Source organism: Candidimonas nitroreducens (assembly GCF_002209565.1).
Lineage (GTDB): Bacteria > Pseudomonadota > Gammaproteobacteria > Burkholderiales > Burkholderiaceae_B > Candidimonas > Candidimonas nitroreducens.
In genome coordinates, this window is record NZ_NJIH01000001.1 from 207,659 (window position 1) to 232,726 (window position 25,068).

22 protein-coding genes are annotated in these 25,068 nt (G+C 60.0%); 11 read left to right on the forward strand and 11 right to left on the reverse strand.

The window, feature by feature from the left end; genetic code table 11:
• Positions 1-72 precede the first annotated feature (72 nt).
• Together CEY11_RS00955 and ugpQ are read left to right on the forward strand one after the other, a co-directional pair.
• Positions 73-1,086: a sugar-binding transcriptional regulator gene (locus CEY11_RS00955; RefSeq protein WP_233154655.1), complete on the forward strand. Its 1,014-nt coding sequence runs from the start codon at positions 73-75 to the stop codon at positions 1,084-1,086.
• A gap of 179 nt (positions 1,087-1,265) precedes the next feature.
• The gene (ugpQ, locus tag CEY11_RS00960; protein WP_088601465.1) at positions 1,266-2,000 is read left to right on the forward strand and encodes a glycerophosphodiester phosphodiesterase; all 735 of its coding nucleotides are present in this window, start codon (positions 1,266-1,268) and stop codon (positions 1,998-2,000) included.
• A 199-nt stretch (positions 2,001-2,199) separates the two neighbouring features.
• On the opposite strand, the gene CEY11_RS00965 is transcribed toward ugpQ, so the two are convergent.
• Both CEY11_RS00965 and glpD read right to left on the reverse strand, forming a co-directional pair.
• Positions 2,200-2,997 (reverse strand): HAD-IIB family hydrolase, encoded by a 798-nt coding sequence (locus tag CEY11_RS00965; protein ID WP_088601582.1) that lies wholly within the window; start codon positions 2,995-2,997, stop codon positions 2,200-2,202.
• Between the two features lie 32 nt (positions 2,998-3,029).
• On the reverse strand, positions 3,030-4,574 hold the full coding sequence (gene glpD, locus CEY11_RS00970) for a glycerol-3-phosphate dehydrogenase (RefSeq protein WP_088601466.1): 1,545 nt from the start codon (positions 4,572-4,574) through the stop codon (positions 3,030-3,032).
• Between the two features lie 479 nt (positions 4,575-5,053).
• On the opposite strand from glpD, the gene CEY11_RS00975 reads away from it, so the two are divergent.
• The 7 genes from CEY11_RS00975 (at position 5,054) to CEY11_RS01005 (ending at position 14,100) form a co-directional block, all read left to right on the forward strand.
• Positions 5,054-6,487, forward strand: a complete 1,434-nt coding sequence (locus CEY11_RS00975; protein WP_088601583.1) for an aldehyde dehydrogenase family protein — start codon at positions 5,054-5,056, stop codon at positions 6,485-6,487.
• Between the two features lie 106 nt (positions 6,488-6,593).
• A complete protein-coding gene (locus CEY11_RS00980; protein WP_198958802.1) occupies positions 6,594-7,814 on the forward strand; it encodes a CaiB/BaiF CoA transferase family protein in 1,221 nt (406 codons plus the stop codon).
• Between the two features lie 68 nt (positions 7,815-7,882).
• Positions 7,883-8,890 carry a Bug family tripartite tricarboxylate transporter substrate binding protein gene (locus CEY11_RS00985; RefSeq protein ID WP_088601467.1) on the forward strand — a complete coding sequence of 336 codons (1,008 nt, stop codon included), beginning with the start codon at positions 7,883-7,885 and terminating at the stop codon, positions 8,888-8,890.
• An 8-nt stretch (positions 8,891-8,898) separates the two neighbouring features.
• The gene (locus tag CEY11_RS00990) at positions 8,899-10,875 is read left to right on the forward strand and encodes an alkyl/aryl-sulfatase (RefSeq protein WP_233154656.1); all 1,977 of its coding nucleotides are present in this window, start codon (positions 8,899-8,901) and stop codon (positions 10,873-10,875) included.
• Positions 10,876-10,957: 82 nt separating this feature from the next.
• Complete coding sequence (locus CEY11_RS00995) at positions 10,958-12,040, forward strand: Zn-dependent alcohol dehydrogenase (protein ID WP_088601469.1); 1,083 nt, start codon at positions 10,958-10,960, stop codon at positions 12,038-12,040.
• A 54-nt stretch (positions 12,041-12,094) separates the two neighbouring features.
• Positions 12,095-13,300 (forward strand): CaiB/BaiF CoA transferase family protein, encoded by a 1,206-nt coding sequence (locus tag CEY11_RS01000; protein WP_088601470.1) that lies wholly within the window; start codon positions 12,095-12,097, stop codon positions 13,298-13,300.
• The gene (locus tag CEY11_RS01005; RefSeq protein ID WP_088601471.1) at positions 13,297-14,100 is read left to right on the forward strand and encodes an enoyl-CoA hydratase; all 804 of its coding nucleotides are present in this window, start codon (positions 13,297-13,299) and stop codon (positions 14,098-14,100) included. Before CEY11_RS01000 ends, CEY11_RS01005 begins: the two co-directional genes overlap by 4 nt.
• Here CEY11_RS01005 and CEY11_RS01010 read toward each other — a convergent pair.
• Entirely contained in the window at positions 14,097-15,011 is a 915-nt protein-coding gene (locus CEY11_RS01010) for a LysR family transcriptional regulator (protein WP_088601472.1), read from the reverse strand. The genes CEY11_RS01005 and CEY11_RS01010 overlap by 4 nt on opposite strands.
• A gap of 180 nt (positions 15,012-15,191) precedes the next feature.
• On the opposite strand from CEY11_RS01010, the gene petA reads away from it, so the two are divergent.
• A complete protein-coding gene (petA, locus tag CEY11_RS01015) occupies positions 15,192-15,845 on the forward strand; it encodes a ubiquinol-cytochrome c reductase iron-sulfur subunit (RefSeq protein ID WP_088601473.1) in 654 nt (217 codons plus the stop codon).
• Between the two features lie 92 nt (positions 15,846-15,937).
• Here the strand turns inward: petA and CEY11_RS01020 are convergent, their stop codons facing one another.
• Both CEY11_RS01020 and efeO read right to left on the reverse strand, forming a co-directional pair.
• Positions 15,938-17,347: a carbohydrate porin gene (locus tag CEY11_RS01020; protein WP_088601474.1), complete on the reverse strand. Its 1,410-nt coding sequence runs from the start codon at positions 17,345-17,347 to the stop codon at positions 15,938-15,940.
• Positions 17,348-17,377: 30 nt separating this feature from the next.
• The gene (efeO, locus tag CEY11_RS01025; RefSeq protein ID WP_088601475.1) at positions 17,378-18,202 is read right to left on the reverse strand and encodes an iron uptake system protein EfeO; all 825 of its coding nucleotides are present in this window, start codon (positions 18,200-18,202) and stop codon (positions 17,378-17,380) included.
• Positions 18,203-18,698: 496 nt separating this feature from the next.
• Between efeO and CEY11_RS01030 the strand changes: the two genes are divergently transcribed.
• A complete protein-coding gene (locus CEY11_RS01030) occupies positions 18,699-19,454 on the forward strand; it encodes an FTR1 family protein (protein WP_088601476.1) in 756 nt (251 codons plus the stop codon).
• A gap of 59 nt (positions 19,455-19,513) precedes the next feature.
• Here CEY11_RS01030 and CEY11_RS01035 read toward each other — a convergent pair whose 3' ends face one another.
• From CEY11_RS01035 to CEY11_RS01060, 6 genes are all read right to left on the reverse strand, one after another.
• Positions 19,514-19,849 carry a hypothetical protein gene (locus CEY11_RS01035; RefSeq protein WP_233154657.1) on the reverse strand — a complete coding sequence of 112 codons (336 nt, stop codon included), beginning with the start codon at positions 19,847-19,849 and terminating at the stop codon, positions 19,514-19,516.
• 239 nt (positions 19,850-20,088) lie between these two features.
• Positions 20,089-20,952 carry a tripartite tricarboxylate transporter substrate binding protein gene (locus tag CEY11_RS01040; RefSeq protein ID WP_158215155.1) on the reverse strand — a complete coding sequence of 288 codons (864 nt, stop codon included), beginning with the start codon at positions 20,950-20,952 and terminating at the stop codon, positions 20,089-20,091.
• A gap of 183 nt (positions 20,953-21,135) precedes the next feature.
• Entirely contained in the window at positions 21,136-21,657 is a 522-nt protein-coding gene (locus CEY11_RS01045; RefSeq protein WP_088601478.1) for a hypothetical protein, read from the reverse strand.
• Positions 21,657-22,892 carry a phosphotransferase family protein gene (locus CEY11_RS01050; protein WP_088601479.1) on the reverse strand — a complete coding sequence of 412 codons (1,236 nt, stop codon included), beginning with the start codon at positions 22,890-22,892 and terminating at the stop codon, positions 21,657-21,659. Before CEY11_RS01050 ends, CEY11_RS01045 begins: the two co-directional genes overlap by 1 nt.
• A complete protein-coding gene (locus tag CEY11_RS01055; RefSeq protein ID WP_088601480.1) occupies positions 22,889-23,875 on the reverse strand; it encodes a DUF7065 domain-containing protein in 987 nt (328 codons plus the stop codon). The genes CEY11_RS01050 and CEY11_RS01055 overlap by 4 nt, the downstream gene beginning before the upstream one ends.
• Positions 23,876-24,033: 158 nt before the next feature.
• Positions 24,034-25,017, reverse strand: a complete 984-nt coding sequence (locus CEY11_RS01060) for a Bug family tripartite tricarboxylate transporter substrate binding protein (protein ID WP_088601481.1) — start codon at positions 25,015-25,017, stop codon at positions 24,034-24,036.
• Positions 25,018-25,068 lie beyond the last annotated feature (51 nt).

Consider the following 25,068-nt stretch of genomic DNA (forward strand, 5'->3'; position numbering starts at 1 on the left):
GGGCGGCGCTACACTGCCGCGCTGCCCCAGGCGGCATGTACCTGCCGCGCCGTACCCAGCCCGGAGTTCTTTATGGATTCGATGACGCAAAGCGAGGCCGCGGCGGGCCGACCGGCCGACGAGACTGGCCTGTGGGCCAGCGCCATTACCGTTGCGCGCCTGTATTACTACCAGCAGATGACGACCACCGACATCGCACACGAGCTCGGCCTGTCGCGCTCCAAGGTGTCGCGCCTGCTCAGCTTCGCGCGCGACAATGGGCTGGTCGAGATCCGCATCCACGACCCGCGCGAACACCCCGGGCAGCTCGAATCGATGCTCAAGCAGCGCTTCGGCCTGCGCCGTGCGCAGGTGGTGTCGGTGCCCGAATCGGCCGGCGAGCTGGAATGGCTGCAGCGTGTCGCCAGCCATGCCGCGGCCTATCTGAACACGGTGGTCGGTTCGAACATGGTCATCGGCCTGGCGTGGGGCAACACCGTCAATGCCATCGTCGAGCGCCTCACGCCCAAGGCCACGGTCAATGTCGACGTGGTGCAGCTCAACGGGTCGGGAACGACGCAAAGCATGAGCAATGCGTTCAGCAGCAACATCATCATGCAGTTCGCGGCGAACTACGATGCGCGCCCGCAACCCTTTCCGGTGCCCGCCTTCTTCGAGTACCCCGAGACCAAGAAGGCATTGTGGCGCGAACGCAGCGTGCGCCGCCTGCTGGAAATGCAGCAGCGCGCCGACATCATGCTTTTCAGCATAGGGGCGCTGTCGGCCGCGGTGCCCAGCCAGATCCACAGCGGCGGCTATCTCGAGCCACAAGACCTGGAATCGCTCGCCGCCGACGGCGTGGCCGGCGATATCGCCACGGTGTTCTTCCGCGACGACGGCAGCTATCGCGACATTGCGCTGAACAAGCGCACCAGCGGCCCCGATCTGGCCCTGTTCCGCAAGGCCAGGCACTCCATCTGTGTGATATCGGGGCTTAGCAAGATAGACGCCATCCGCGCGGCGCTGCGCGGGCGCTTCGTCAACGAGCTGATCATCGACGAGCCCACGGCGCGGCTGCTGGCGGCTTCCACGCCGCAGCCCAAGTGATACGGCAGCCATGATGCAGGGCTATCGCTTCTTTCCGCCTGGTGCGGCCGGCCCGGCGGCAGCGGGTTCTGCGGCGGTGCGGCTTCGTGGCCGCTGCGCCGCGTGGTTTTCAGCGGTCTCTGGCCGCGGCTTGCGCGGCTTCGGACTTTCCTCCAACATTCTTTTTCCGGTTACCTATCATGTGGCCTTTTCCCAGGATCATCGCGCATCGGGGCGGCGGCACGCTCGCCCCTGAAAACACTCTGGCCGCCATGCGCTGCGGCCTCGAACACGGCTTTCGCGCCGTCGAATTCGACGTGATGCTGGCCGCAGACGGCATACCCGTGCTGATGCACGACCCGGTTTTCGGCCGCACCATCGCCGCCACCGGCAGCGTGCCCGAATCCACTGCGCAGCAACTGGCCGCCATGGACGCGGGAGCATGGTTCGATGCACGCTACGCGGGCGAACCGGTGCCGACCTTCCTGCAAGTCATCGATTACTGCAACGCCAACGGCATCTGGATGAACGTAGAGATCAAGCCCGCCCCGGGCTTCGAGGCCGAAACGGGACGCGCCGCAGCGCAGCTGCTGCGCCAGCACCTGCCCGAGGGCGGCCGCACGCCTTTGTTTTCCTCGTTCTCGGCCGATGCCTTGCGGGCGGCCAAGCAGGCCGCACCCGAGATCCCACGTGGCTTCCTGTCCAGCACGGTGCCCGACGATCTGGCAGCAATCATGCAGGACCTGGGCGCGGTGGCGCTGCACACCAACCACAAGCACGTGACGCCCGAGCAGGTGCGGGCGATCAAGACCCAGGGCTACGGGGTGTTTTGCTATACGGTGAACGAGCCCGAGCGGGCGCGCGAGATATTGTCATGGGGCGTAGATGCGTTCTGCACCGACCGCATCGACCTGATCGGGCCCGATTTTTCCTGATGGCGTGAAAACGGCACGCCCGACGTTGCCGGGCGCGCCGCTGTGGGCGATACCGGCTTTCAGCCGGCATGGCACTCATATGAATTCGCGATCAAAAAGATAAAAGTGCTGCCTCGCCTTGCCATGCTATTTGCCTTGTTCTACGGCTACGTGTCTTGTTTTCTCGATGCGCTTGCCGCTTTGATCGCAAACCTGCCTGTCAGCCTCGCGCGGCCAGCAGGCGGCGCGCCACTTCCACGAAGCCGTCGCCGCAGCGCCCCTGCGTGACGTAGGCCGGCGGGTGTGCGATATCGGCGGCGAACTCACCTACGTTGGCCACGCCGATGGACTTCGGAAAATAGCGGAACATCGGCGCATCGTTGGGCGAATCACCCACGAAGACATAGTCGCCGCGAGCGGCGTTCAGGTCGATGCCGTAGCGCTCTTGCATGAAAATGCGCGTCATCGTCAGCTTGTCGTACTGGCCGAACCAGCCATTGACGTGAATCGAGCTGACTTTGGCCGTCATGCCGGCTTCACTCATCAACTGCACGATGAGTTCCACGCTATGGCGCGGCAGCGGCGGCACGTCTTCGCAGAAGTCGATGGCGATGTCCGCGATCCGGCAGAATTGATCCGAGGCCAGCGCGCAGCCCGGCACCTCGGCAAGAATCTTCGCCGAGACCTCGGCCAGGCGGCGCGCGTTCTGCTCGCGAGTGGCGGCATCGGCCAGGAAGCGCTGGCGCAGCTTGCGCGCAGGCCCGTCGTAATAAAAATAGAAGGCGCCGTTCTCGCCGACGACGGCATCCACCGGCCACATCCGCGCGATGTGATCGCACCAGCCGGCCGGGCGGCCGGTGATGGGAACCACAGCCAGGCCGCTTTCGTGCAGCGCCTCGAGGGCCGAGTAGGTGGCGGCCGGCAGCTTGCCGCCAGTGGTCAGCGTATCGTCGATGTCGGTGAAAACGCCTTTGACGCCGGCCAGCGCAGCGTCAGACAATTCGCTTAGTGGAAGCATGGCCGAAGCAGGGGAGCGGTCGGAGGAGGCGTTCATGCGTACGCCTGTTCAAGTGCCGAGTCCTGCGCCTGCAGCCCCGGCATGCCGGCCAGGAAGTCGCCCAGTTCGGCGCGCTGCTGCGCATTCATGTGCAGCCCGGTCTTGGTGCGGCGCCACAGTATGTCGTCGGCCTCGTAGGCCCATTCGTGTTCGATCAGGTAGCGTACCTCGCGCTCGTACAGGCCGCCGCCGAAATCGCGCCCGAGATCGTCGGGTTCGCTGCTCTCGCCCAATACGTCATAGGCCAGAGACCCGTAGCGCCGCACCAGGTCTGGCAGCAAGGCCGCAGGCAGGCGCGGGTAGCGTTCGCCCAGGCGCGCCAACAGCCCAGCGGCTCCGCCCTGGCCCATGTCCGCGCCTGGCAGGCCTTCGGTTCCGGTCCATTTGCCGCGCCGCTCGCCCAGCCAGGGCTGCAGCTTGTCCATCGCCGATTCGGCCAGCCGCCGGTAGGTGGTGATCTTGCCGCCGAATATCGACAGCTGCGGCACGTTCTGGCCGCCGTCGTCCAGCACTAGGGTGTAGTCGCGCGTGACCGCCGAAGGGTCGCCCTTGCCGTTGTCGTACAGCGGCCGCACGCCGCTGTAGCTCCATACCACCATGTCGGGCGTTACCGCGTGAGGCGTATAACGGCTTACCGATGTGCATAGATAGTCGATTTCTTCGCGGCTGATGCGGACGCCGTCTGCAGCCGCGTCGACTGCCACGTCGGTCGTGCCTATCAGGGTGAACTCACGCTCGTAGGGGATCATGAAAATAATGCGCTTGCCGGCGTCTTGCACGATGTAGGCGTGATCCCCCTGGTACAGCCTGGGCACGACGATGTGGCTGCCTTTCACCAGCCGCACCTTGGCCGGGCCGCCGCCCTGGCCCAGCGTGCCGGCCACCTGGCTGACCCAGGGGCCGGCGGCATTGACCAACATGCGTGCGTGAAGCTCATGGTGTTCGCCGCTGCGCAGGTCTTCGAGGCGGGCGTGCCAGCGGCCCTCGACGCGCTCGGCGCCGCAGAAGCGCATGCGCGGCAGGATGTGGGCGCCATGCGCGGCCGCCGAACGCAGGTTCAGTATTACCAGGCGCGCGTCGTCGACACGGGCGTCCGAGTAGACAAAGCCCTTGCGGTATTGCGGCTTCAGGCCTGCGCCTAAGGGGCTACCCGGCAGGCGCACGGCGCACGATTTCGGCAAGGTGCTGCGTCCGCCCAGGCGGTCGTACAGGAACAGGCCGAGGCGGATCATCCATGCCGGGCGCAGCCCCTGCACGTGCGGCATGACGAAGCGCAGCGGATGCGCGATGTGCGGCGCGATGCCCAGCAGCACCTCGCGCTCGGCCAGCGCTTCCGCGACCAGCCTGAATTCGTAGTATTCCAGGTAGCGCAGGCCACCGTGGATCAGCTTGGTGCTGGCCGACGAGGTGGCGCCCGCAAAATCATTTTGTTCGCACAAGGCAAGCGACAGGCCGCGGCCGGCGGCATCGCGCGCAATGCCTGCGCCGTTGATGCCGCCGCCGACGACGAGTAGGTCAACTTCCGAGGGGACTTGCATTTTTGATATTGGTGCCTTTCGTGGCTAGGCCGCGCCGTGCCGAGAGCTGTGCGCCCGCCTCGACGGCATACCTGCCCGAAGAAATGTCGACTGGAGCAGGAAGGACTATAAGATATTTTGCACAAATGTTCAATTGCCTTGAATAAATGTGCAAAAGCCCAAAGCATGGGTGCCATATGGGTGCCTCAAGAAAGCAATAAGTCGAAAGAGTTGGCAGACGGCGAAACCCCCATACGGCTCAAAGTCATTCTTGCAGGCTGTAATGGGCTCAGATCTGGCTTAATTCAGATGTTTTCAAAATTCTGGAATTCTTGCTTCGAATTTGCCCAATTGCCTTACGTACGGGCCGGACTATAGACTTGTTCAGCAGTCTTGAGGAGCGTTGAAGCAGCCCCAAACCGCTGTCGTTGCGGCACTGCCGGCAGCGGGCGGCTTCGGGCTCTGAAGCAGTGAATGACCAAGAAGGGAGAATCGTGACGGTGAAGGTATATGACAAGCTGTTCATAGGCGGGAAGTGGGTCGTGCCATCGGGTTCGGGGTCGATCGATGTCATTCATGCGGGGAATGAAACGATCGTCGGCCAGATTCCGGATGGGTGTGTATCGGATGCCGAAAGCGCTGTTCACGCGGCCCGCAACGCCTTTGATGGCTGGTTCGCCACCCCGCCAGGCTTGCGCGCGAAATACATTCGAAGTATTGCCGATGGCCTGAAAGCGCGCAACAAAGAGTTGGCTCAGTTGATCGCATGTGAAGTGGGCATGCCGATCAAGCTGGCGCGTACGATTCAAGTTGATGGCCCCATCCAGAATTGGTTGCAGACCGCCCGCTTGGCGGAAGAGATTTCTTTCGAAGAAAAGGTGGGCAATTCGATTGTCTTGCGGGAGCCCGTCGGTGTCGTGGCAGCCATCACGCCATGGAACTACCCGCTATACCAGATCACGCTGAAGCTGGCATCGGCGCTCGCTGCAGGGTGCACTGTAGTGCTCAAACCTTCGGAAGTGGCGCCGCTGAACGCGTTCGTGCTGGCAGAAATCATTGAAGCCGCCGGCTTGCCGCCCGGGGTATTCAATCTCGTTGCTGGATATGGGGGGATTGTCGGCGAAGCATTGGCCGGCCATTCCGATGTTGACATGGTTTCGTTCACAGGCTCGACCCGGGCTGGCAAGCGAGTAGCCGAGCTGGCTGCGCAAAGCGTCAAGCGAGTTGCCCTGGAACTGGGAGGAAAATCTGCGTCGATCATTCTGGACGATGCCGATCTGGTGGCAGCGGTCAAAGGCACAGTCAGCTCATGCCTGCTAAATTCCGGACAGACTTGCTCCGCCCAAACCCGCATGCTGGTGCCCCGAGCCCGCTATGGTGAAGCCAAAGCCATTGCCAGGAAAATCGCCGAAGGTTTTGTGGTTGGCGACCCGTTGCAGGATTCCAGCCGCCTGGGCCCACTGGTGTCGGCTGCACAAAAAACTCGGGTAATAGACTACATCAAACGTGGAATCCGTGAGGGTGCCGAACTGGTCGCGGGCGGCCCCGAAGATCCGGAAGGTCTTGAAAAGGGTTTCTTCGTCAAACCCACAATACTGGGTGTGGCCGATCCAGCAACATGCATTGCGCAAGAAGAAATATTCGGCCCAGTACTTACGATCATCTGCTACGACACTGAAGACGATGCGATACATATTGCCAACAATAGTATCTATGGCCTTGGTGGCGGAGTGTGGTCTCGTGACGAAGCCCATGCCATAGAGGTTGCACGGCGGATCCGAACCGGACAGGTCGATATCAACGGTGGCCGTTTCAACCCTCAAGCACCGTTCGGCGGCTACAAGCAATCGGGCAACGGGCGCGAAGGAGGCAGATATGGCATTGAAGAGTTCCTAGAATATAAATCTCTTCAATTGAAGGACTCCGCGGTTTGACAGGCGATTTTCACTTGCACCGCATGGGCCCAAAAGAACTGATCCAGCCTTTTGCCTATCTGTCATACGCGATCAAGCCGCGATCAGGCAACTTCCGGAAACCCAAATGATTCCACTTTCCTCCATGCCCGGCTGCGGCCCGCTAGCTGGACTGAGAATTCTCGACATGGCCACTGTCTTGGCGGCACCGTCTGCGGCAGCTCTGCTTGCAGACTATGGCGCGGAAGTCGTCAAGATAGAGCTGCCCGGGGCTGGTGACACATATCGCAATCTGCCTCCATTCAAAGACGGCAAATCGCTTTGGTGGAAAGTCACCAACCGCAACAAAAAGATGATGAGTCTAGACGTGCGTAAACCCGAAGGGCTGGAGTTGTTCAAGCGCATGTTGCCCAACTTCGATGTGGTGATTGAGAATTTTCGCCCGGGGACGCTTGATAAATGGGGCCTCGATCTTGGCACGTTATGGAAAATCCAACCGGGGCTGGTGATCTTGCGGGCAACTGCCTTTGGGCAGACGGGGCCGTACCGGAGTCGTCCCGGGTATGCCCGAACTTTTGAGGCTATGGGCGGTTTGACCTACATTACCGGCGAGGCAGATGGCACGCCCATGCACACCGGCTATCCGATCGGAGACGCCATTGGCGGCCTTTTCGGTGCCCTTGGTGTTTTGGCTGCGTTACTCAAGCGGGCACGAGATCCCGGCGCGCCCGGCGAGGAGATCGATCTTTCGCTGACGGAAGGGGTTTTGAAGCTGCTGGAATTCCTGCCCATCAAGTATGCGATGCTGGGCCAGTCGCACGAACGATCTGGCAATTCCAGCCAGACTACCGCCCCGGCCGGGGTGTTTCTCACCCGAGACGCAAAATGGATATCGTTGGCGGGCAGCACCGATGCCTTGTTCGCTTCGAATTGCCATGCCATCGGCCGTGAAGAGCTCATCAAGCATCCGAAATTCTGCAATAACCGAGTACGTTGCGATCATGCCGAAGAGCTGAATCTGGTATTCAAAAAATGGTTCTCGGAACACGATCTGGAATATGCCCTGGCTAGCTTCGAGCGACATGGCGGTACGCTCGCGCCGATATATTCCGCAGAACAAATCTTCAAGGACCCTCACATCCAGGCGCGGGAATTCATCCGAACCGTGGCCGATCAGGACTTCGGTGAGGTTCCCATTCAGGGAGTAGTACCGCGCTTTGCACGCAATCCGGGATCCGTGCGCGTGCCGGGAGGCAGCGTGGGGCAGGATAACGATGAAATATTGGGAGACTGGCTCTCTCTCTCGGAGAAAGAACGCGAGGATCTACGGAACAAAGGCGTCATTTGAATGACGCGCAGTGTCGCAATTCTATAAACCCAGACATGGCCTCAGGCCAAAAAACCCAAGGAGATAATATGAATCGTCGCAAGTTCTCAGAAAAGACTATCCATGCAGCGCTCGGCCTGGCAGCCTCGACATTGCTGCCGACGGCAGCGCGTGCGGCTTCAGCATCCGGCCCCGCCTATCGCTATCCCGAGCATGTGATCCGGGTGATCGTCCCTTATCCGGCCGGTGGCATCGCCGACGTCGTGATCCGTGCCGTCACGAGCAAAATGGCCCTCATGGGCTCGCAGGCCATTGTTGTGGAGAATCGTCCGGGCGCCGACGGAAGAATAGGTGCGGAAGCTGTAGCGCGAGCCCAACCTGATGGCTACACGCTGCTCGAAGCCACACCGGCCCTGGCGGTCAACGAGACTTTGTATCCCGCTTTCAAGACCAGGGCCAGGGACTTTCGGGCAATTGGCGCTGTCGGTTCCACCTCCTCGGTGTTCGTAGTGAATAAAGATGTGCCAGTGAAAACCTTGAAGGAATTCGTTGCCTGGGCGAGGGGCCGGCCAGACAAGGTCAACGTGCCCAATCCCGGATCCGGCACGACCATGTACCTAGGGCAGGAGCTTTTCTTCCAAAAAACCGGATTGCATTTGACTACGGTGGGCTACAAGGGCCAGCCCCCGGGCGCCCTGGATCTCTCTCGGGGCTTGCTGCAATTTGCGCTGCTATCGGAAAGCATTGCGTTACCGATGATTCATGCCGGAAAATTGCGGCCACTGGCGGTCAGCTCAGACAAACGAACCCGCTCGCTGCCAGATGTGCCGACAGTCGTCGAGGCAGGGTTTCCTGATGTGGTGGTTCAGTCCTGGTATGGACTCGTCGCGCCTAAATCCATACCCGTAGCTGCACTGAAATACTTGAAGACCGTATTCGCGCAGGCAATCAACAGCCCCGAAGTTGGAAAGCAACTTGAAAGCTTGGGGTGCCAACGTTGGGCTATCGATGCGAGCCAGTTCGATCGATTCATAGAACAAGAGCGCGAACGCTGGGCGAGCTTGATGAAGTCTCGGAACATCGCGGCCAGCAGTTGAACGAGTGTATGGCACCCGCCCTTGGCGCGGCCGGCAATGTACATGCGCTACCGCCACGCGGCCAAATGGGTAAATCAAACGAACAAGGAAATATGATGACAAATCCGGCACTTCCTGCCACAAGAGCTGCTCAGTCGGCGGCCAGGAATAACCTTCCTCCGGAAGATGGGCAGGATGAACTGGACGTACGACGCGGGTTCATTGCGACATTTCCCGATGCAGAGATCCGCGATAGCAATGGCGAACTGGTGTGGGGGTTGTCGGACTACGCGTTCCTTGGGGTCGAAGAGGCTCCCGACAGTGTTCATCCCAGCCTTTGGCGCCATGCGCGATTGAACATGGCGCACGGTTTGTTCAAAGTGACGGAGCGTATCTACCAGATACGCGGATTCGATCTCTCGAACATGACCATCATCGAAGGGGACACCGGGTTGATCATTATCGACCCGCTGACTTGCTCGGAAACGGCAGCGGCCGGCCTGAAGCTGTACCTGAAACATCGCCCCCGCAAACCCGTCGAGGCCGTGATATACAGCCATAGCCATATAGATCATTTCGGCGGCGTCAAAGGGGTCATCGACGAGAGCGATGTCGAATCGGGTAAGGTATGTGTCATCGCGCCGGCAGGTTTCATGGAACATGCCATCTCGGAAAATGTGCTGGCCGGGCCAGCCATGACGCGGCGACTGCAGTTCCAGTTCGGCAATACACTCGATCGCAATGCCTGCTGCCAGATCGATAGTGGGCTGGGCAAGAACGTGCCTCGCGGGACGGTCACGCTCATAGCGCCGACCCGATTGATCGAAGACGAGGTCGAAAGGCACACCATTTCCGGTGTCGAAATCGTCTTTCAGCTTACGCCCGAAAGCGAAGCTCCGGCCGAGATGCATTTTTTCTTTCCCAAACTGCGCGCTCTCAACCTGGCTGAGAACGCCACGCGTACGCTACATAATTTGTGCCCGTTGCGCGGCTCCCAGGTTCGCAACGCCAAACTGTGGTCGCATTATCTCAATGTAGCTCTGGAGCGCTATGCGCGGGAAGCTGACGTGGCCTTTGCACAGCATCACTGGCCGACCTGGGGAACCGAGAGAATCTCCGGCTATCTTCGGCAACAACGCGATCTTTACAAATACATACACGACCAGACTGTCCGTCTGATGAATCATGGCTGCACAGCCATCGAGATTGCCGAGACCTTGCGCCTGCCTGAAAGCCTGGACAAGCAATGGCACGCGCGGGGCTACTACGGCACACTATCTCACAATGTGAAGGCGGTCTATCAGCATTACTTGAGCTGGTACGACGGAAATCCATCCAATCTGCATGCGCTGCCGCCTGAAGCCGCCGGAAGAAAGTATGTCGAATATATGGGTGGTGCAGAAGAGCTGCTAGAACGGGCCCAGGCTGATTTTGCCAAAGGCGAGTATCGATGGGTGGCCCAGGTAATGAATCATCTGGTGTTTTCCGACCCGTCAAACTCCGAGGCGCGCGAGCTGGGTGCGGCAGCGCTCGAACAGATGGGCTATCAGGCAGAATCGGCGACATGGCGTAACGCATTCCTGCTGGGAGCTCGCGAGCTGCGCATTGGAGCAAGGGGCAGAGAAGTCAAAGTGTCCCGGGGCGCCGATGTCGTACGCGCCATGACTGAAGAAATGTTTTTTGACTACTTGGCCGTCCGGATCAATGGCGAGAAGGCCGACGGCTTGTTTGTGCGCCTGAACTGGAATATTGAAGATACCGCAAGGCGATATGTACTGAACCTCGAGAACTGTGCTTTGACCGTCCGTAGCGGATCGGAAGAGGGTACGCACGTAACGATACATATGACGCGAGCCGTGCTGGAAGAAATTCTCACGCGCAAGACGGATCTTGCCACGGCCGTGGCCGAGCGCAAAATCCGTATCGAGGGCGATGAAAAGAAGTTCCAGGCATTCCTGGGTACGCTCGACGCATTCAGGCCCATGTTCAATGTGATAGAGCCGTGATCCTACGGCCTTTCAGGGCGTCGAAGAGGGGAACTCTGGCTTGCTCGGCAAGTTCCGCGATGACGCAATTTCAGGAGAAGCCATGAAGGCTGCCGTGTTGCACCAAGCTAATACATCTTTGGCCATAGAAGAAATTTCGATCGGCAAGCCAGGCCCGCATGAAGTACTGGTGAGAACGGTGGCCGTGGGGGTCTGCCATTCCGACTTGCATTTCATGAATGGCGTCTATGCTTACCCGATGCCGGTAGTGCTGGGGCATGAAGCAGCCGGGGTCGTCGAACAGGTGGGCTCGGAGGTGCGTACGGTCAAACCGGGTGATCACGTGATCAGTTGCTTGTCCGCCTTTTGCGGCCACTGTGAGCACTGCTTGACGGGCCGTTTGTCATTGTGCACTTCGAAAGACACCCAGCGCAAGAGCGGCGAGGCACCGCGACTACACTCGCATGGCGCGGCAGTCAACCAGTTTGCGAACCTTTCAGCTTTCGCTGAACAAATGCTGATCCATGAGCACACCTTGGTAGCCATTCGCCGCGACATGCCGCTTGATCGCGCGGCTCTCATAGGCTGCGCGGTGATAACCGGATTCGGTGCGATCATACATACCGGAAAGGTTCAGCCAGGCGAAACCGTGGCGGTCATAGGCTGCGGCGGAATCGGGCTGGCGGCCATCAACGGTGCGGCCATCGCCGGAGCCGGACGTATCATCGCAGTCGACCAGGTTCGGGGGAAGCTGGATCTGGCGAAGGCATTCGGTGCAACCGACGTCATCGATGTCAACAGCGGCGACCCCGTCGAGGCTGTTCGTACTCTGACTGGCGGTGGCGTGCATCATGCCTTTGAAGCCATTGGCCTGAAAAAGACGACCGAGCAGGCGTTCGGAATGTTGCGTCGAGGCGGGACGGCCACCATTATCGGGATGATCGCCCCGGGCACGAAGATCGAATTGAAAGGCACCGACTTTCTGGGCGAAAAACGCATTCAAGGCTCGATGATGGGGTCGAATCGGTTTCCGGTAGATATGCCCAGAATGGTCGATTTTTATATGGCCGGCAAGCTGAAGCTGGACGAACTGATATCGCGGCGCATGCCTTTGAAAGACATCAACGACGCGTTCGATGAACTCAGGCGCGGAGAACTGGCCCGATCCGTGATCATCTTTGAATGAACGGACGCAGAGCAGGCTCTGTTCAAAATTTCCAATCCAGGTTCCGGAGAAATCATGCTTTACGATGCATTGCGCGGTGTCAAGGTTATCGATCTGTCGCGCATACTGGCTGGCCCTTGGTGCACCCAGAATCTTGCCGATCTGGGAGCGCAAGTAATCAAGATAGAACACCCAGAGCGAGGAGACGATACACGCGGCTGGGGGCCTCCCAACCAGAGCTCGGCGGACGGCCAGATACATATGTCAGCCTACTTTATGGCCTGCAACCGAGGCAAGCAATCGGTGGCCATCGATTTCGCCAACTGGCAGGGCGCAAAGCTGGTGCGCGAACTGGTTGCCGACGCCGACATTCTGGTCGAAAACTACAAAAGCGGCAGTCTGAGCAAGTATGGCCTGGATTATGCTGCGCTGTCGGAGATCAACCCCAGGCTGGTGTATTTGTCCATCACCGGTTTCGGGCAGACTGGCCCGCTGGCAGGAAGGCCGGGTTATGACTATGTCTTCCAAGGAATGGGGGGACTCATGAGTTATACCGGCCAGCCTGCCGGAACTCCTGGAGCGGGGCCGTTGCGTACTGGTGTCGCGGTGGTAGACTTGATGACGGGCATGTACGCCACCTCGGCGGTGTTGGCGGCATTGCACCAGCGAGACCGAACCGGCCGTGGCATGCAACTGGATATCTGCCTGCTGGACGTGGCCGTGGCTCTCAACGCCAATCAGGCGGCCAATTACCTGGTTTCGGGCCACGTTCCACAGCGTACTGGAAATGCACATCCGAATTGCGCTCCGTACGAAGTATTTGCATGTGCCGACGGTTATTTCATTTTGGCTATTGGCAATGATGGCCAATTCGGGCGCTTCTGCACAGTTCTAGGCCACCCTGAATGGTCGTCGGATGAGCGTTATGCCACCAACAGCGCCAGGCTGAGCAACATGCAGAGTCTGCGGCCCCTGATTACCGGGATCCTGGCAGTTGAATCGCGCCGGCATTGGGCCGACATGTTCGACGCCGCCGATGTGCCCTGGGGACCTATCCATACCTTGGACGAAGTCTTCACACATCCCCAAGTTCAGCACCGGCAGCTGCTGCAGATTGTGCATCACCCGCTGCTGGGGGATATCAAGCTCGTCCGCAATCCTCTGCTCGCGGGTACGCCGCCAGAGGCACTGGCCACCGCCCCTCCATTGCTGGGTGAACACACCGCCGAGGTGCTAGCGGGATGCCATAGCTCAACAGCGACACAAGGGGCACGGCCATGAGCGAATCCTTCAACGTCGGGCTTTCTTATGCCCACATCGAAGTAGACGCGGATGGTATCGGCGTACTGACGATCACGGCAGCGGGCGCTCTGAATATCCTGAGCACGCCGGTGATATCCGATCTGCGCATCGCCCTCGAGCGCTTGGCCTGCAATCGGGAGCTGCGTACGCTGATTTTTCGAGGCAGCGGAGATAGGGCATTCGTGGCGGGAGCCGACATTGCCGAAATGGCGACGCTCAATGAACCGCGTGCCCGCCTATTCATTTCCAATCTGCGTGACTTGTGCAATGCAGTACGTCATTTTCCAGTGCCAGTGATCGCCCGTATCCCCGGCTGGTGCCTGGGAGGGGGCCTGGAATTGGCGCTAGCCTGCGATCTTCGTATTTGTACCGACCACGCGCAATTCGGCATGCCTGAGGTAAAAGTCGGCATACCATCTGTTATCCATGCGGCGCTCATGCCGCAGTTGATAGGTTCCGCAAGGAGCGCCTGGATGCTGCTTACCGGCGGCCTGATCGACGCACCTCAGGCATTGGCCTGGGGGCTGGTCAACGAAGCCGTACCCGTCCAGGCTCTGGATGAAGCGCTGCGCCAACAGGCCTTGGCATTGGCCGCATTGGGATCTGCTGTGATGCGGCAGCAGAAAAAACTGCTGCGCCGTTGGGAAACCAAGGACGTTGATGAAGCCATCGCCGACAGCGTGGCCGAGTTCGGGCTGGCGTTCAATACGGGCGAGCCACAGCGCTACATGAACGAATTTCTGGAGCAGAAGCGCGCTAAAGGCATGGCGGTAAGTTAGCTGGGGTCGCGGGTCGCTGCCACGATGGGGTCATCGAGCAAGTATTGAACGACTTGCTCGACGAAAGGCGATATTGGGGATTCGGCCCGCGACACCAGGGTCAGTTCTCGCAACGCCCACGGCTCGCTCAGTGACACGGCGGCGATGCGTTGATTCTGCATGGCCTTGGCGGCAACGCTGCGTGGCGCCAGGCATACGCCCACGCCTGCTTCCACCATGGACAGTGCGGCGTCGAAAGTGTGTGCATGAATCCGTATCCTGGGCATCCTCCCAGCCAACTTCGCCATATCGCGCAAGAACACGTAGTTGCTGCTGCTACGGCTTACACAGACGAAATCCAGATCCAGCACAGCCGGAAAGCGTACCGCCGCGTTTTCCGTGATGGGGTGATGCAGCGGAGCAATAATTACCAGTTCGTCCACCGCATAACGGGCCGCCTTGACGCTGGCTGATGTAGAAGAGCCGGCAAAGATGCCAATGTCTGCTTCTTGCCCTGCTATCGCAGCCTCGATTGTGTTGCTGGAGCGTTCTTCCAACTCGATATTGACATTAGGATTGGCGCTCAGGAACCGGCCTAGGCTGGGTACGATAAAACTATTCAGTGAACTGCTATTGGCCAATAGCCTGATATTGCCTGTTAGCCCGTTGGCGAAGCCGCTGACCTCGCCATGCATTCGAGTGACGCCGGCCAACAGTGAGCGAACGTGCTTGAGCATAAGTTCGCCTTCGACTGTCAGTTCCATGCCTCGGGACTCACGCTTGAAAAGAGAAACCCCTAAAGCAAGTTCTAGATTCTTGAGCCGATAACTGGCTGCAGAAGCAGTCAGATGCACTGTGTCTGCGCCGCCGGATAGGCTTTTGGCTTCTGCAATCGCCAAAAACAGCCTTAGGTCAGTGAGCTCGTAACGCATGGAGGTGTTCATTGGTGCATGGTATGCATGAATTCTAGCCGACCGAAATCAATCGCGCTCAGATGATAGTGCTCTGGTTGCTCCGCATTTGTGCCGTCCAGAGGCGCGGTGGCCTCTGGAACTTTCGTTGGCCGGCAAGGTCAACTTACCTTAATACGATATGCAATTAAGGTGCCAGCCATGAGTGTACATATTCGAGATTCTTCCCAGCTTCCTATAGATCCCGACGCTCGCCGCCGAATTCTGCTGGGCACCGCGGTGACCATGGGAACCGTGGGCGTCGTGGCCACGGCCATCCCGTTCGTGGATTCCATGACGCCCAGCGCACGCGCCAAGGCCGCGGCCGGCCCGGTGGAAGTCGACGTCAGCAAGCTTGCGGTCGGCGATATGATGACGGTGCAGTGGCGCGGCCGGCCGATCTGGATCGTGCACCGCTCCAAGGAAGAACTCGCCACGCTGCCGAAGATGGTGCCCTATCTGGTGGATCCGTACTCGCATCAGTCGCAGCAGCCTCCGGACATGGGCAATCTACACCTGCAGCAGGGCATACGCGCGGTCAATCCCGAGTATCTGGTACTGGTGGGCATATGCACCCACTTGGGCTGCATCCCCAGCTACATGCCCGAACCCGGTTCGGTGAGCGCACGCTGGCCCGGCGGCTTCCTATGCCCCTGTCACGGCTCGCAATACGATCTTTCGGGCAGGGTGCTGGCGAATTTCCCGGCGCCGCTGAACCTGCCGGTGCCGCCTTATTATTTCGAGACCGATACCTTGATCAAGATCGGCGTGCTCAAGGACGGCAAGGGCAGCGAGTGGCAGCCTAACACATGGTAGCGGAGTCGGGCCGGGCGGCCTCGCGCGCGCCCGGCTTGGCGCCTGTTTGCCTACTAGTGCGACATCTCTTTCAGGGTAAGCGGGCTGCGGGACTAGAACGCGATGGTCGTGCGCAGGCCCACCACGAATGCATGATTCAGTCCTTGTGTGGGGTCGTCGGGGTTCTGGCCGCCGTTGGGATGCATGATGTATTGCAGATCTGGCTGGATCGTCCACCATGGCGTGATGTGCGCCGTGTAGTTCAGTTCCAGCACGGTTTCGCTGCTGCGCACTGCATAGGGGGGGCCGCTGATCGCCAGAGCGTCCCGATCGGCGTTGACGGCGTCGTCGCTGATTTTGGCATAGGCCACGCCGAACGTCAGGGTGTCGTCGGGGCGGCCCGCAAACGGCCCCTTCCAGCCCAGGCCGCCGTCCACATAATAAGAAATGAGGTTGCGGTTGGACGGCGAAAACCCGCCGCGCACGAAAGCATTGACGCTGCTGTCGTGTCCGCGCCAGATCATCTGGTCGGCGACGCCGTACAGGCCCCAGTCGCCGCGGTGATTTTTAGCGCTGTCCAGCGACGGATCGGCAAGCGACACCGTGGCGCCGGCGGCATCCAGCCCGTAGCGCTGGTCGGCAAATTTGTTGTCCGAATACCAGGCACCCAGCTTGTAGGTGCCGGGCAGGCCCGTAGCGTCCTTGGCTTGATTGGCGCGATATTGCAATTCTCCCATCAACAAGGTGCCGCCATCGAGGGGAAACTTGGTGCCGTGCCGGTTGCACTTCTGCGGGTCGTCGTCGCAGTCTTTGCCCGCGGGGTCGCCGTTGAAGACGCCGACCAGTGCCGAGACCTGGTCGTTGGCCTGGAATTTCAGCCTTACCCCCGGTGTCGCGAGAGGGTAGGCCGGCCCGCCGTTGGTCATGTTGGCGGCCATCAAGCCCGCCCAGCCGAACGTTCCGTTGATCAGGCCCCCGGCCGTATCGCTGGTCAGAAATTCGTCGTCGGCGGCGAGCTGGCCCAGGCGTATGGAAAAACGGTCATTGAACAGGCTTTGTTCCAGCCATGCCGTGAACAGCCGTGTGGTGCGATACGCGTCGATATTGCTCGGATCGGCAATCGAGCCCACGTTCTGGGCGGCGTTCCTGCCGCCGTTGTTGATGTTGTAGATGGTGAAGTGCGCTTTGCCGCCTTCCCAGTTCATGAGCTTCTGCAGATCGGCGTCCACTGACAACTCGACGCGGCCTTCGTAGCTTTGCTCGCGACTGAGCCCGCCGGACAGCACGCCCAGCGTTTCACCGATGTAGTTCAGGGACAGGTCGACGCCGTGATCGGACAGGGCAGTGCGGGTGCCACCCCAGTCGCCCGTCAAGGTGCTTCGTTCCCAGATGGAAGGGGTGGAGGCTGCGGGCTGCCCGGAGCCCCCGGAGTCGGCCGCGAGCGCCGGCGCCGCGGCGCCGACCATGCCCGAAAGCGCCACCAGGGCGGCCGCGGCCGATCGATACAAGCTGGAGTCGTTCATAGGTTCACCTGTTTTTCAATCTATTTGTGCTTATTTCAGGCCCAGGATCCCGCGTAGTTGGGAAAGGTCTTCGGCAAGCAGCTGCACCGGGCCGACCAAAGCCTTCTTGTCCGATTCGGTCAGTTTGTCGTAGGTTTCGAAACTGCCATCGGGCTTGCGGTATTTGGCCAGGATCTTGTCTACGGTCGCGAAGTTGCTATTGACCTTTTCGAGAAAGGCCGGCTTCTCGCGCTTGATCAAAGGGGCGAGCAGCTTGACGATTTTCTGGGAGCCGTCGACATTGCCCTGGAAGTCGTAGAGATCGGTGTGGCTGTAGCGATCCTCTTCCCCCGAAACCTTGGTGGCCGCGACTTCTTCCATCAGGCCGGCGGCGCCGCCTACTACTTTCGAGGGAGGAAATACCAGCCCTTTGACCTTGCTTTGCAGATCGAGCACGTCCTTCATCAACCTGTCGGCAAGATCGTCCAGGCCCTTGGTGGTGTTCTCGGTATAGAGGGCGTATTCGATGCGATGAAAGCCCGTGAATCCGGGGTCTTTTTCGCGCTTCTCGTGGTCGTCGGCGCGCGAGTCTATGGAGGCATCCAGGTCGGAGAACAGCTCCGCAATCGGCTCTATGCTTTCATAGTGCACGCGAGTGGGCGCATACAGCGCTTTGGCCTGGGCGAGGTCGCCGCGCTTGATGGCGTCGGTGAATTTGTGCGTGCCGGCGACGAGCTGATCGACTTCGCTGATTACATACACTTTGTAGTCGGCAATCGGCTTGACGAGCTCGAGCGGCGTGACGGCTGCATGCACCGAAGGGACGAGCAGCGCGGCGCAAAGTGTGAATGCCGCAGACGAGAATTTGAAGTTCATGGGTTTCGCTCCAGGATATGGCGATTCGATTGGGATCAATCCGGCCCCTCGGCCGGATTTTCAACAGGCTGGTGAACTGGCGGTCGTGGCGATATTCGTGAATGAGTTGCCGGCGCATTGCGCCTCGGCGCTCGAAGCGGCTCGGCCATGCGAGAACCGGCGCAGCCGGCGGCGCTGAGTCCACGAGCAGGGCTGTTTTGCTGGGTCGATGATCTTCAAAGCCCCTCGTATTATTTTCAAAAGTGCAAATAGCAATGATTAGCAGTTCGAGACTCTACTCGCCAAAATAGTAGTCTGTCAAGTTCTACTATTTACTGATTTATCAATGATAAATAATTGATTTATATGTATTTATTATTTATTTCGATGAAAATAAAATGCGTGCTTTATGAGCGTATTTAGGGAAAACCCGCTGTCATGCTCGAGGCGGGCCCAAAAGCTTTACGACTCGGATTCCAGTACTATTCCCGCTATACGACAGCCCTGAATCCCTGACATGCTCGATTCCCTCATCGTGTTGACCCGCGAGACAGCCGAAGCATTGTTCATCATCGGCACCGTGTGCGTAGAGCTGCACAAGGCAGGGAAGGGCAGGCTCTTGCCCCTGGTGATCTATGGCGTGGTCGCCGGAGGCCTGGCGAGTCTGGCGCTCACCCTGGCGTGGCCGGGCAGGGCCCTGTCGGGCGAAGAACATGCGCTGCTGACCATTTTTGCGTCTTTGGCCATAGGCTTCATCATCATGGAATCGGTCGGCTCGGCCGCGGCCATCCGCAGGCGCACCTCGCGCGCGCTGGACGCCTGGGTGGACAGTGCAGCGCTGCCGGCAGCCCCGTTCGTTTTTTCGGCCTTCGTGGTTCTGCGCGAGTCGATGGAGGCGGTGTTCTTCCTGAGCCTGATCGCCGGTTGGGACGGCGCCTTCGACGCCTGGGCGGGGAGCCTGCTTGGCGTCGGAGTAATGGTCGGGCTGTGCCTGCTGTGGGCTATACGCAAGCGCATGCGCAGAGGCATGCAACTGGCCTTCCAGCTTTCATCGTGCCTGCTGGTGTTGATGTCGGTGCAGGCGCTGCTTACGGGCCTGGAGCATTTGTTCCGCAGCTATGCGGGCGCGCATGCCGACGCTCAGTGGGCAATGGCCGTCGCCCAGCTCTTGTCGAACCACATCTGGCATCTCGGGCTCTTGGCGGCCCTGGCGTTTGCCCCCCTGTTCCAGCTGGCTACGCGCTGGCGCAAGGAAGTATCTATATTCCGTTGATACGGCAGTAGTGTGCCAAGCACGGGGGCTCAGTGTGCCTGGTTTCAGTGTGGCTTGTTTCAGGGCGACTTGTCGACGCGCGGGCTGCGCACGCCGCCTATCTGGCCGCGCACCGCCTTCCAGAAATTGCGCGTGCCTTCCACCAAGCGCCAGGCGTCGGATCGGTGCGCCAGCATGCCCACTTCGGGCAAGACATCTTTAAGAGACTTGAGCCCGAGGATCTTCTGGTATTTCCTGACCGTATTGGGGCTGTGCACCAGCAGCAATACGCGCCAGCCATAGTAGCGCCCCAGCATCAGCATGCCGACGGCGCTTTCCAGCTCGTCCAGATTGCCGTCGTACTGATCGACGACCCGGTCGACGAGCCGCAATAGTTCTTCATCGCTCAAGGCCACACAAGGCTCCCGTTACTGTACCTGTTTGTCGGCATGAGGCCCGGCGGCAATCCCCGCAGATTGCTTGGACGGGCTCAAAGGCTCGCCGTGCGGCGGCCTTCGGCCAAACTATACTGCATCGTCCGCCGGTACCGTGTGCGGCATGCGCCCATCATCTCTCGAGGCCGGGTTCTTGCTTGTTTTTGGCCGGCTCCTTGCAAGACAGACAAACCCCGAGCATGCGAAGCACGCCAACAGGCTCAGTGGTAGGTGGCTTTCATGATTTTCTGTGCGTTCGACACATCCTGTTCATAGGTTTGCCGGAAGGCCTGCGGAGACTGAAGCTCTGGGACAATGCTGAGATTGGCCATGGCCTGTTGCGTCGACGGCGCGCCGAACGCCTGCTTCGTTGCCGCGTACAGTTTGGCCAATGTCGGCGCGGGCAGCTTGGCCGGTGCGAAAAAACCGTACCACACCACCGCAAGAAAATCCTTTTGCCCGGTTGCCTCTATAAGAGTGGGTACCTCGGGCAGCTGTGCAACGCGAACCGCCGAACCCACCGCCAGAGGCCTGAGCTTGCCTGCCTGCAGCAAAGGAATCGCCGCGGGAACCGATGCGAACGCCGCCAACACATTGCCGGCGGAAACGTCGATCAGTGATTGCGGAGTCGACTTGTACAGCACTTCTACAATCTTGATGCCCTGGCTGGTCTTGAGCCGTTCCATGGCAAGGTAGCCGGCCGAGCCGCTACCGGGCGACGCATAGTTTGCTATGTCAGGGTGGTTCTTGATGTATTCCTCGAACTGGGCAAAGTTCTTGATGCCGCTGCTGGCGGAAACGACCAGCACCATCGGTACGGTTCCCACCCGAGCGATGGGGGTGAAATCCCGCAAAGGGTTGTACAGCGGCTTTTTTTGGGTCAGCGGGTAGGTAATGAACGGAGGGTTTGCGTTGAGCATCAAGGTATGGCCATCGGGTGCCGCGCGGGCAACTGCCATCGAGCCAATAGCGCCATTTGCGCCTGCGCGGTTTTCCACGACGATGGCCGTGCCGAGCGCTTTTTCCAGTGCAGGTGCGAACCCGCGAGCCACGCCGTCCACACCGGTGCCGGCGGCGTGCGGCACCACCAGCGTAATGCTGTGGCCGGAGGCCTGCTCTGCCGCCTGTGTGCTGCTGCAAGCCAGCAGTGCCGGTAATGCCAAGGAGTAAATGGCCTTTTTCATCATTATGCTGTCTCCTGTCGGATCATGAGTCTTATTTGCGTACTCTCGCGTAGGCGGAATGCCAAGCGGGAAGAGGGGAAGTGGTCAAAATTGCAATACTTCTGCGAGAGGTTTAACGTCCGCTTCGTCGGGATTGAAACCCAGCGGGGCATACCAGGATCGCTCGAATTCAATGCGCGGCTTGCTGGCGTGGATGACGGTGCGTTCTACTTGAGCGCATACGGGCTCCGGCAGCGCCGAGGCTGCGCGGATGAAGGCACAGACCGATTCCGCCAGTGCCGCGCCGGCCTCGCGCAGGCGCGGCAAGGCGGGCGCCCGGCCCAGGGCATCCTGGCCGGCTTGAACCGCGCCAGACAGGCTCTGAAACTCGGATGACGCGCTTGCGCCGGCAACGGCCAGCAGCGCCTTGCCCATGGCAAGATGCTGGCGCAATTCGAACCGTTCGCGATCATAAAGATGGTCGATGCGTCCGGCCACGAATTCGATACAGTCTATGGCCAGCCGCAGTTGCTCTTGCGCCTGCGCATTGTGCCGATCCACGGCGGGCGCGACCACATCGGACAAGGCCCTGGCCACGGAACGCAGACTGACTTTGGTCTGATCCATCAGATGTGCTCCTCGAGCAGGTCGCTCAGTTCTTTGGCGATGACGGGAGCAATGCCCTTCAAGCGCGCAAGCAGGACATCCTGGTGGGATTTTCCCAGCTTCGCGACCCGGTTGGCCGTAGCCAGCACCGTCGTGATGATTTGATAGCAATTCAAGATTCGGTAGAACGTCAGCCGGTCTTGCAAAATAGGCAGCCCCGACGCCTTTGCATAGCGCTCGTTGAACTCGTCCAGAGGAATCAGGCCGCACACCAGATAGGTCTTCCCGTCCTCCGACACATGCCCTTTTTCTTTTTGTGTCAGCCACGCCAGGTCGCGATGGCGGTCGCCCAGATGTCCTCGCTCCCAATCCAGCCAGGCCGTTATCTTGCCGCTGGATTCATCGAACAGAAAATTGCCGCTGCGGTAGTCCCCATGAACCACGCTGACCCGATCCAGAATAGGCAGGTTTCGTTCCAGCCAATTGGCGGCAACTTCCATCAAGGGAAACGCTTCGGCGCGGTCTTCTTCCCATACCCGCCGCGCCCGGTTCAATTGCAGGCGGGCGCATTCATCAGTATTGACGGCAGGCGGCGCCATGGTGGTGAAGCTCATACGGGCCACATCGGCGGTATGAATGGCGGCCAGATGCTGAAGGAACTGCGGCGCCAATGTCTCGCGCAACGCCGGCCCGAAATTCGTGCCCAGCCCGACGATGCGCCCCGCTGTCCCGTGGCGTGGACGCGTGACGCCATGCACGAACGAATAGATGATCGCAGGCTCTGGAAACCACCTGCCTTCGGCGTCCAGCCAGAACACCTTGGGCACGGGCAGGATATCCTGGAAGGCATCTAGCAACTCGGCCTCCCTGACTCGGCTGGTCGTATTGGATGCCTCGGACGGATCCATGCGGATCACCAGATGGTCGTTGCTCGGGCCTCGAGCGGGATCCGTCCAGTTCAGCTTGAAGGCCATTTGCACTTTCGAGGCCCCGCCCGTGAGCCATTTCGGCTCCGCGATCTCGAACGCGCCGTGAATCACATCGGCCAGCATGTGCCGCAGACGCCCGATCATCTCGTCCAGCGTGATGTACTGGTATGGCGGGCCGCTGCGCCGCCGCATTTTCCTGACCAGCAGTGCGTCCGTTTCCGGGTCGGTCGGGAAGCGGCGCCTGAGCGCCTCGATGAATTCCGGCGTGGGATTGTCGCGCAGGTCGGCAGGCGCACTAGCGCCGCCGGCATGAATGGAAGAAATCATTGTTCTGCCTCCGCGCCCGACATGTGCCGTCCAAGATAGGTCTGGCCGAACAGCTTCCCGTGGCCGCCGTGGCCCACCTTGCCCCGCCATTGATAGCGCATCAGGGACAGGAACGCGGAAATCGACGGATTTACCGAGCCCATGGGACGCGTGCCTATCGCGCTGCCGTACAACTCGAAGCGACGGCCTTTGGCATCGACCACCACGATATGGTCATTCATGGCCAGCATGTCGACGGTGGTGGCGCGAACCGCGGCTTCGACGATAGGGGTGACCACACTGCCTTCGACGATGAATCCGCTGCGAGGCGTGTCGTAGGAAACTTTTCCGCCCGATGAAATGTTCAGCGGCATGGTCAGCCACATCGCCATTTCGTCACCAAAGTTCGCCGAGATATAGGCCGATGCCCGGTTGGGCGTTTCGTTGCGCGGGCCCCAACTGCGATCCATGCCTTCGTGGCAGTCTATCTGGTACGACTTGCCGTACAGCTCTAGGCTGCCGGTAATGCGTCCTTTCAGATCGAAGTGGCCGTTCGACCAGGCGTCTCCTACGCGCGGATCGGTATGCGGCGTGGCGCCCGACAAAGGATTTTCTGCGGGATCCGCGGCGTCGTAAGGGCGATGCGCTCCATTTAGTGTCAGGTCGAAGCGGCATGCGCCCAGCTGGTGCTCGTACGTGAAATGCCAGTCGGTCAAAGAGGACGCCTCCAGCGCCAGCCCGTTTTCCAGCTTGAAGCGCGAATAGGCAGCTGGGCAGGGCAGGTGGATCTGCGGGTCGCAGAAATCCACCTCGTGCGGATGCCGGCGGATGCCTCTGGCGATCACTACGGAAGACAAGGCAACCCCCATATTGGGGCGGGCCAATACGTAAAGAGTGCCTTGCAGGGCTGCTTCCGGCACGTTGAAAGCCAGATAGGTAGTTTCCGTCCAGAGGCGATTCGTCGGGGCATTGGGGTGAAACTCAATGTCATCGCTGGTAATCATGTTTGTGGTGTCTCCTGCTTGTGACTCTTTACGTTCATTCCGCGGCCGGGGCGGGCTGCAGCGCCGCTTTTGCCGGCGGCGGCATTCAGGGCATACCCGGGGCGGAAAGCCGCGGTGCGGCGTTCAACGGCGTCTGGCGCGAGCGGGCCGTGGCGCCGTCATTTGGCGCGCAAATTGGCTTGTTGCACCAATTTCTTGGATATTTGCAGTTCGTGCTGCATCGAGCTTGAGAAGTGCGCGGAGTCCTGCACGTCCCGCACCATGAACTGCCGGTGCAGGAAGTCCTGGATCTTGGCGCTTTCCGCAGCGTGCGCCACCTGGCGGTTGAGCATGGCGATTCTATCGCCAGGCGTGCCGGCCGGCGCAAGAAAGCCATACCAGACGCTCGCTTCGAAATCCTTCCGGCCCAGGGCTTCAGCCAGCGTCGGGACGTTCTGGAATCCGGCGATTCTTTGTGTCGATCCCACCGCCAAGGCTCGCAGCTCGCCATTCTCGATGTGTGACGCCGCCGCCGACATGGAAATAAGGCTCGTGAGCACGTTGCCGGCCATCACATCCAGCAGTGCCTGCCCGGTGGCCTTGTAGCGGATTTCTTGCATCTTTATGCCCATGGCCTGATTCAGCAGCTCGCCGTAGATCTGACCCGGAGAGCCTATGCCGGCGGACGCGTAATTGGCTTGCTGCGGATTTTTTACAGCGAATTCCTTGAGCTGCGCCACGTCGTGGATCGGTTGCTTGCTGCTGACGACAAGCACCAAGGGCGCGGTTGCGACACGGGCCACCGGAATGAACGACTTCAGGGGATCATAAGGCGGCTTCCCCACTGCAAGCGGTGCGGTCAGAAAAGGCGGGTTGGCGGTGAACAGCAATGTGTAGCCGTCGGCTTTTGCCCGCGCCGCATGCAGCGTACCGATGGCGCCGGCGGCGCCATCGCGGTTTTCCACGATAAACGGAACGTTCATCTGCTGCCTGAGCGCCTCCGCGAACTGGCGGCCCAGAAGATCCAGGCCGTTGCCTGGAGAGTAGGGGATGACGACCGTGATCTTGTCGGACGGGTAGGCATTTGTTTCTGCGGCTGTAGCGGTAGCGGCGACCGCGGCGCAGAACAATGGACAAAGCAGGAATTTCGATAGCGATTTCATGTTTTCTCTCGAAGAGCAGGCAATAACGCATCTTCGCTACTGGCGGCGCCG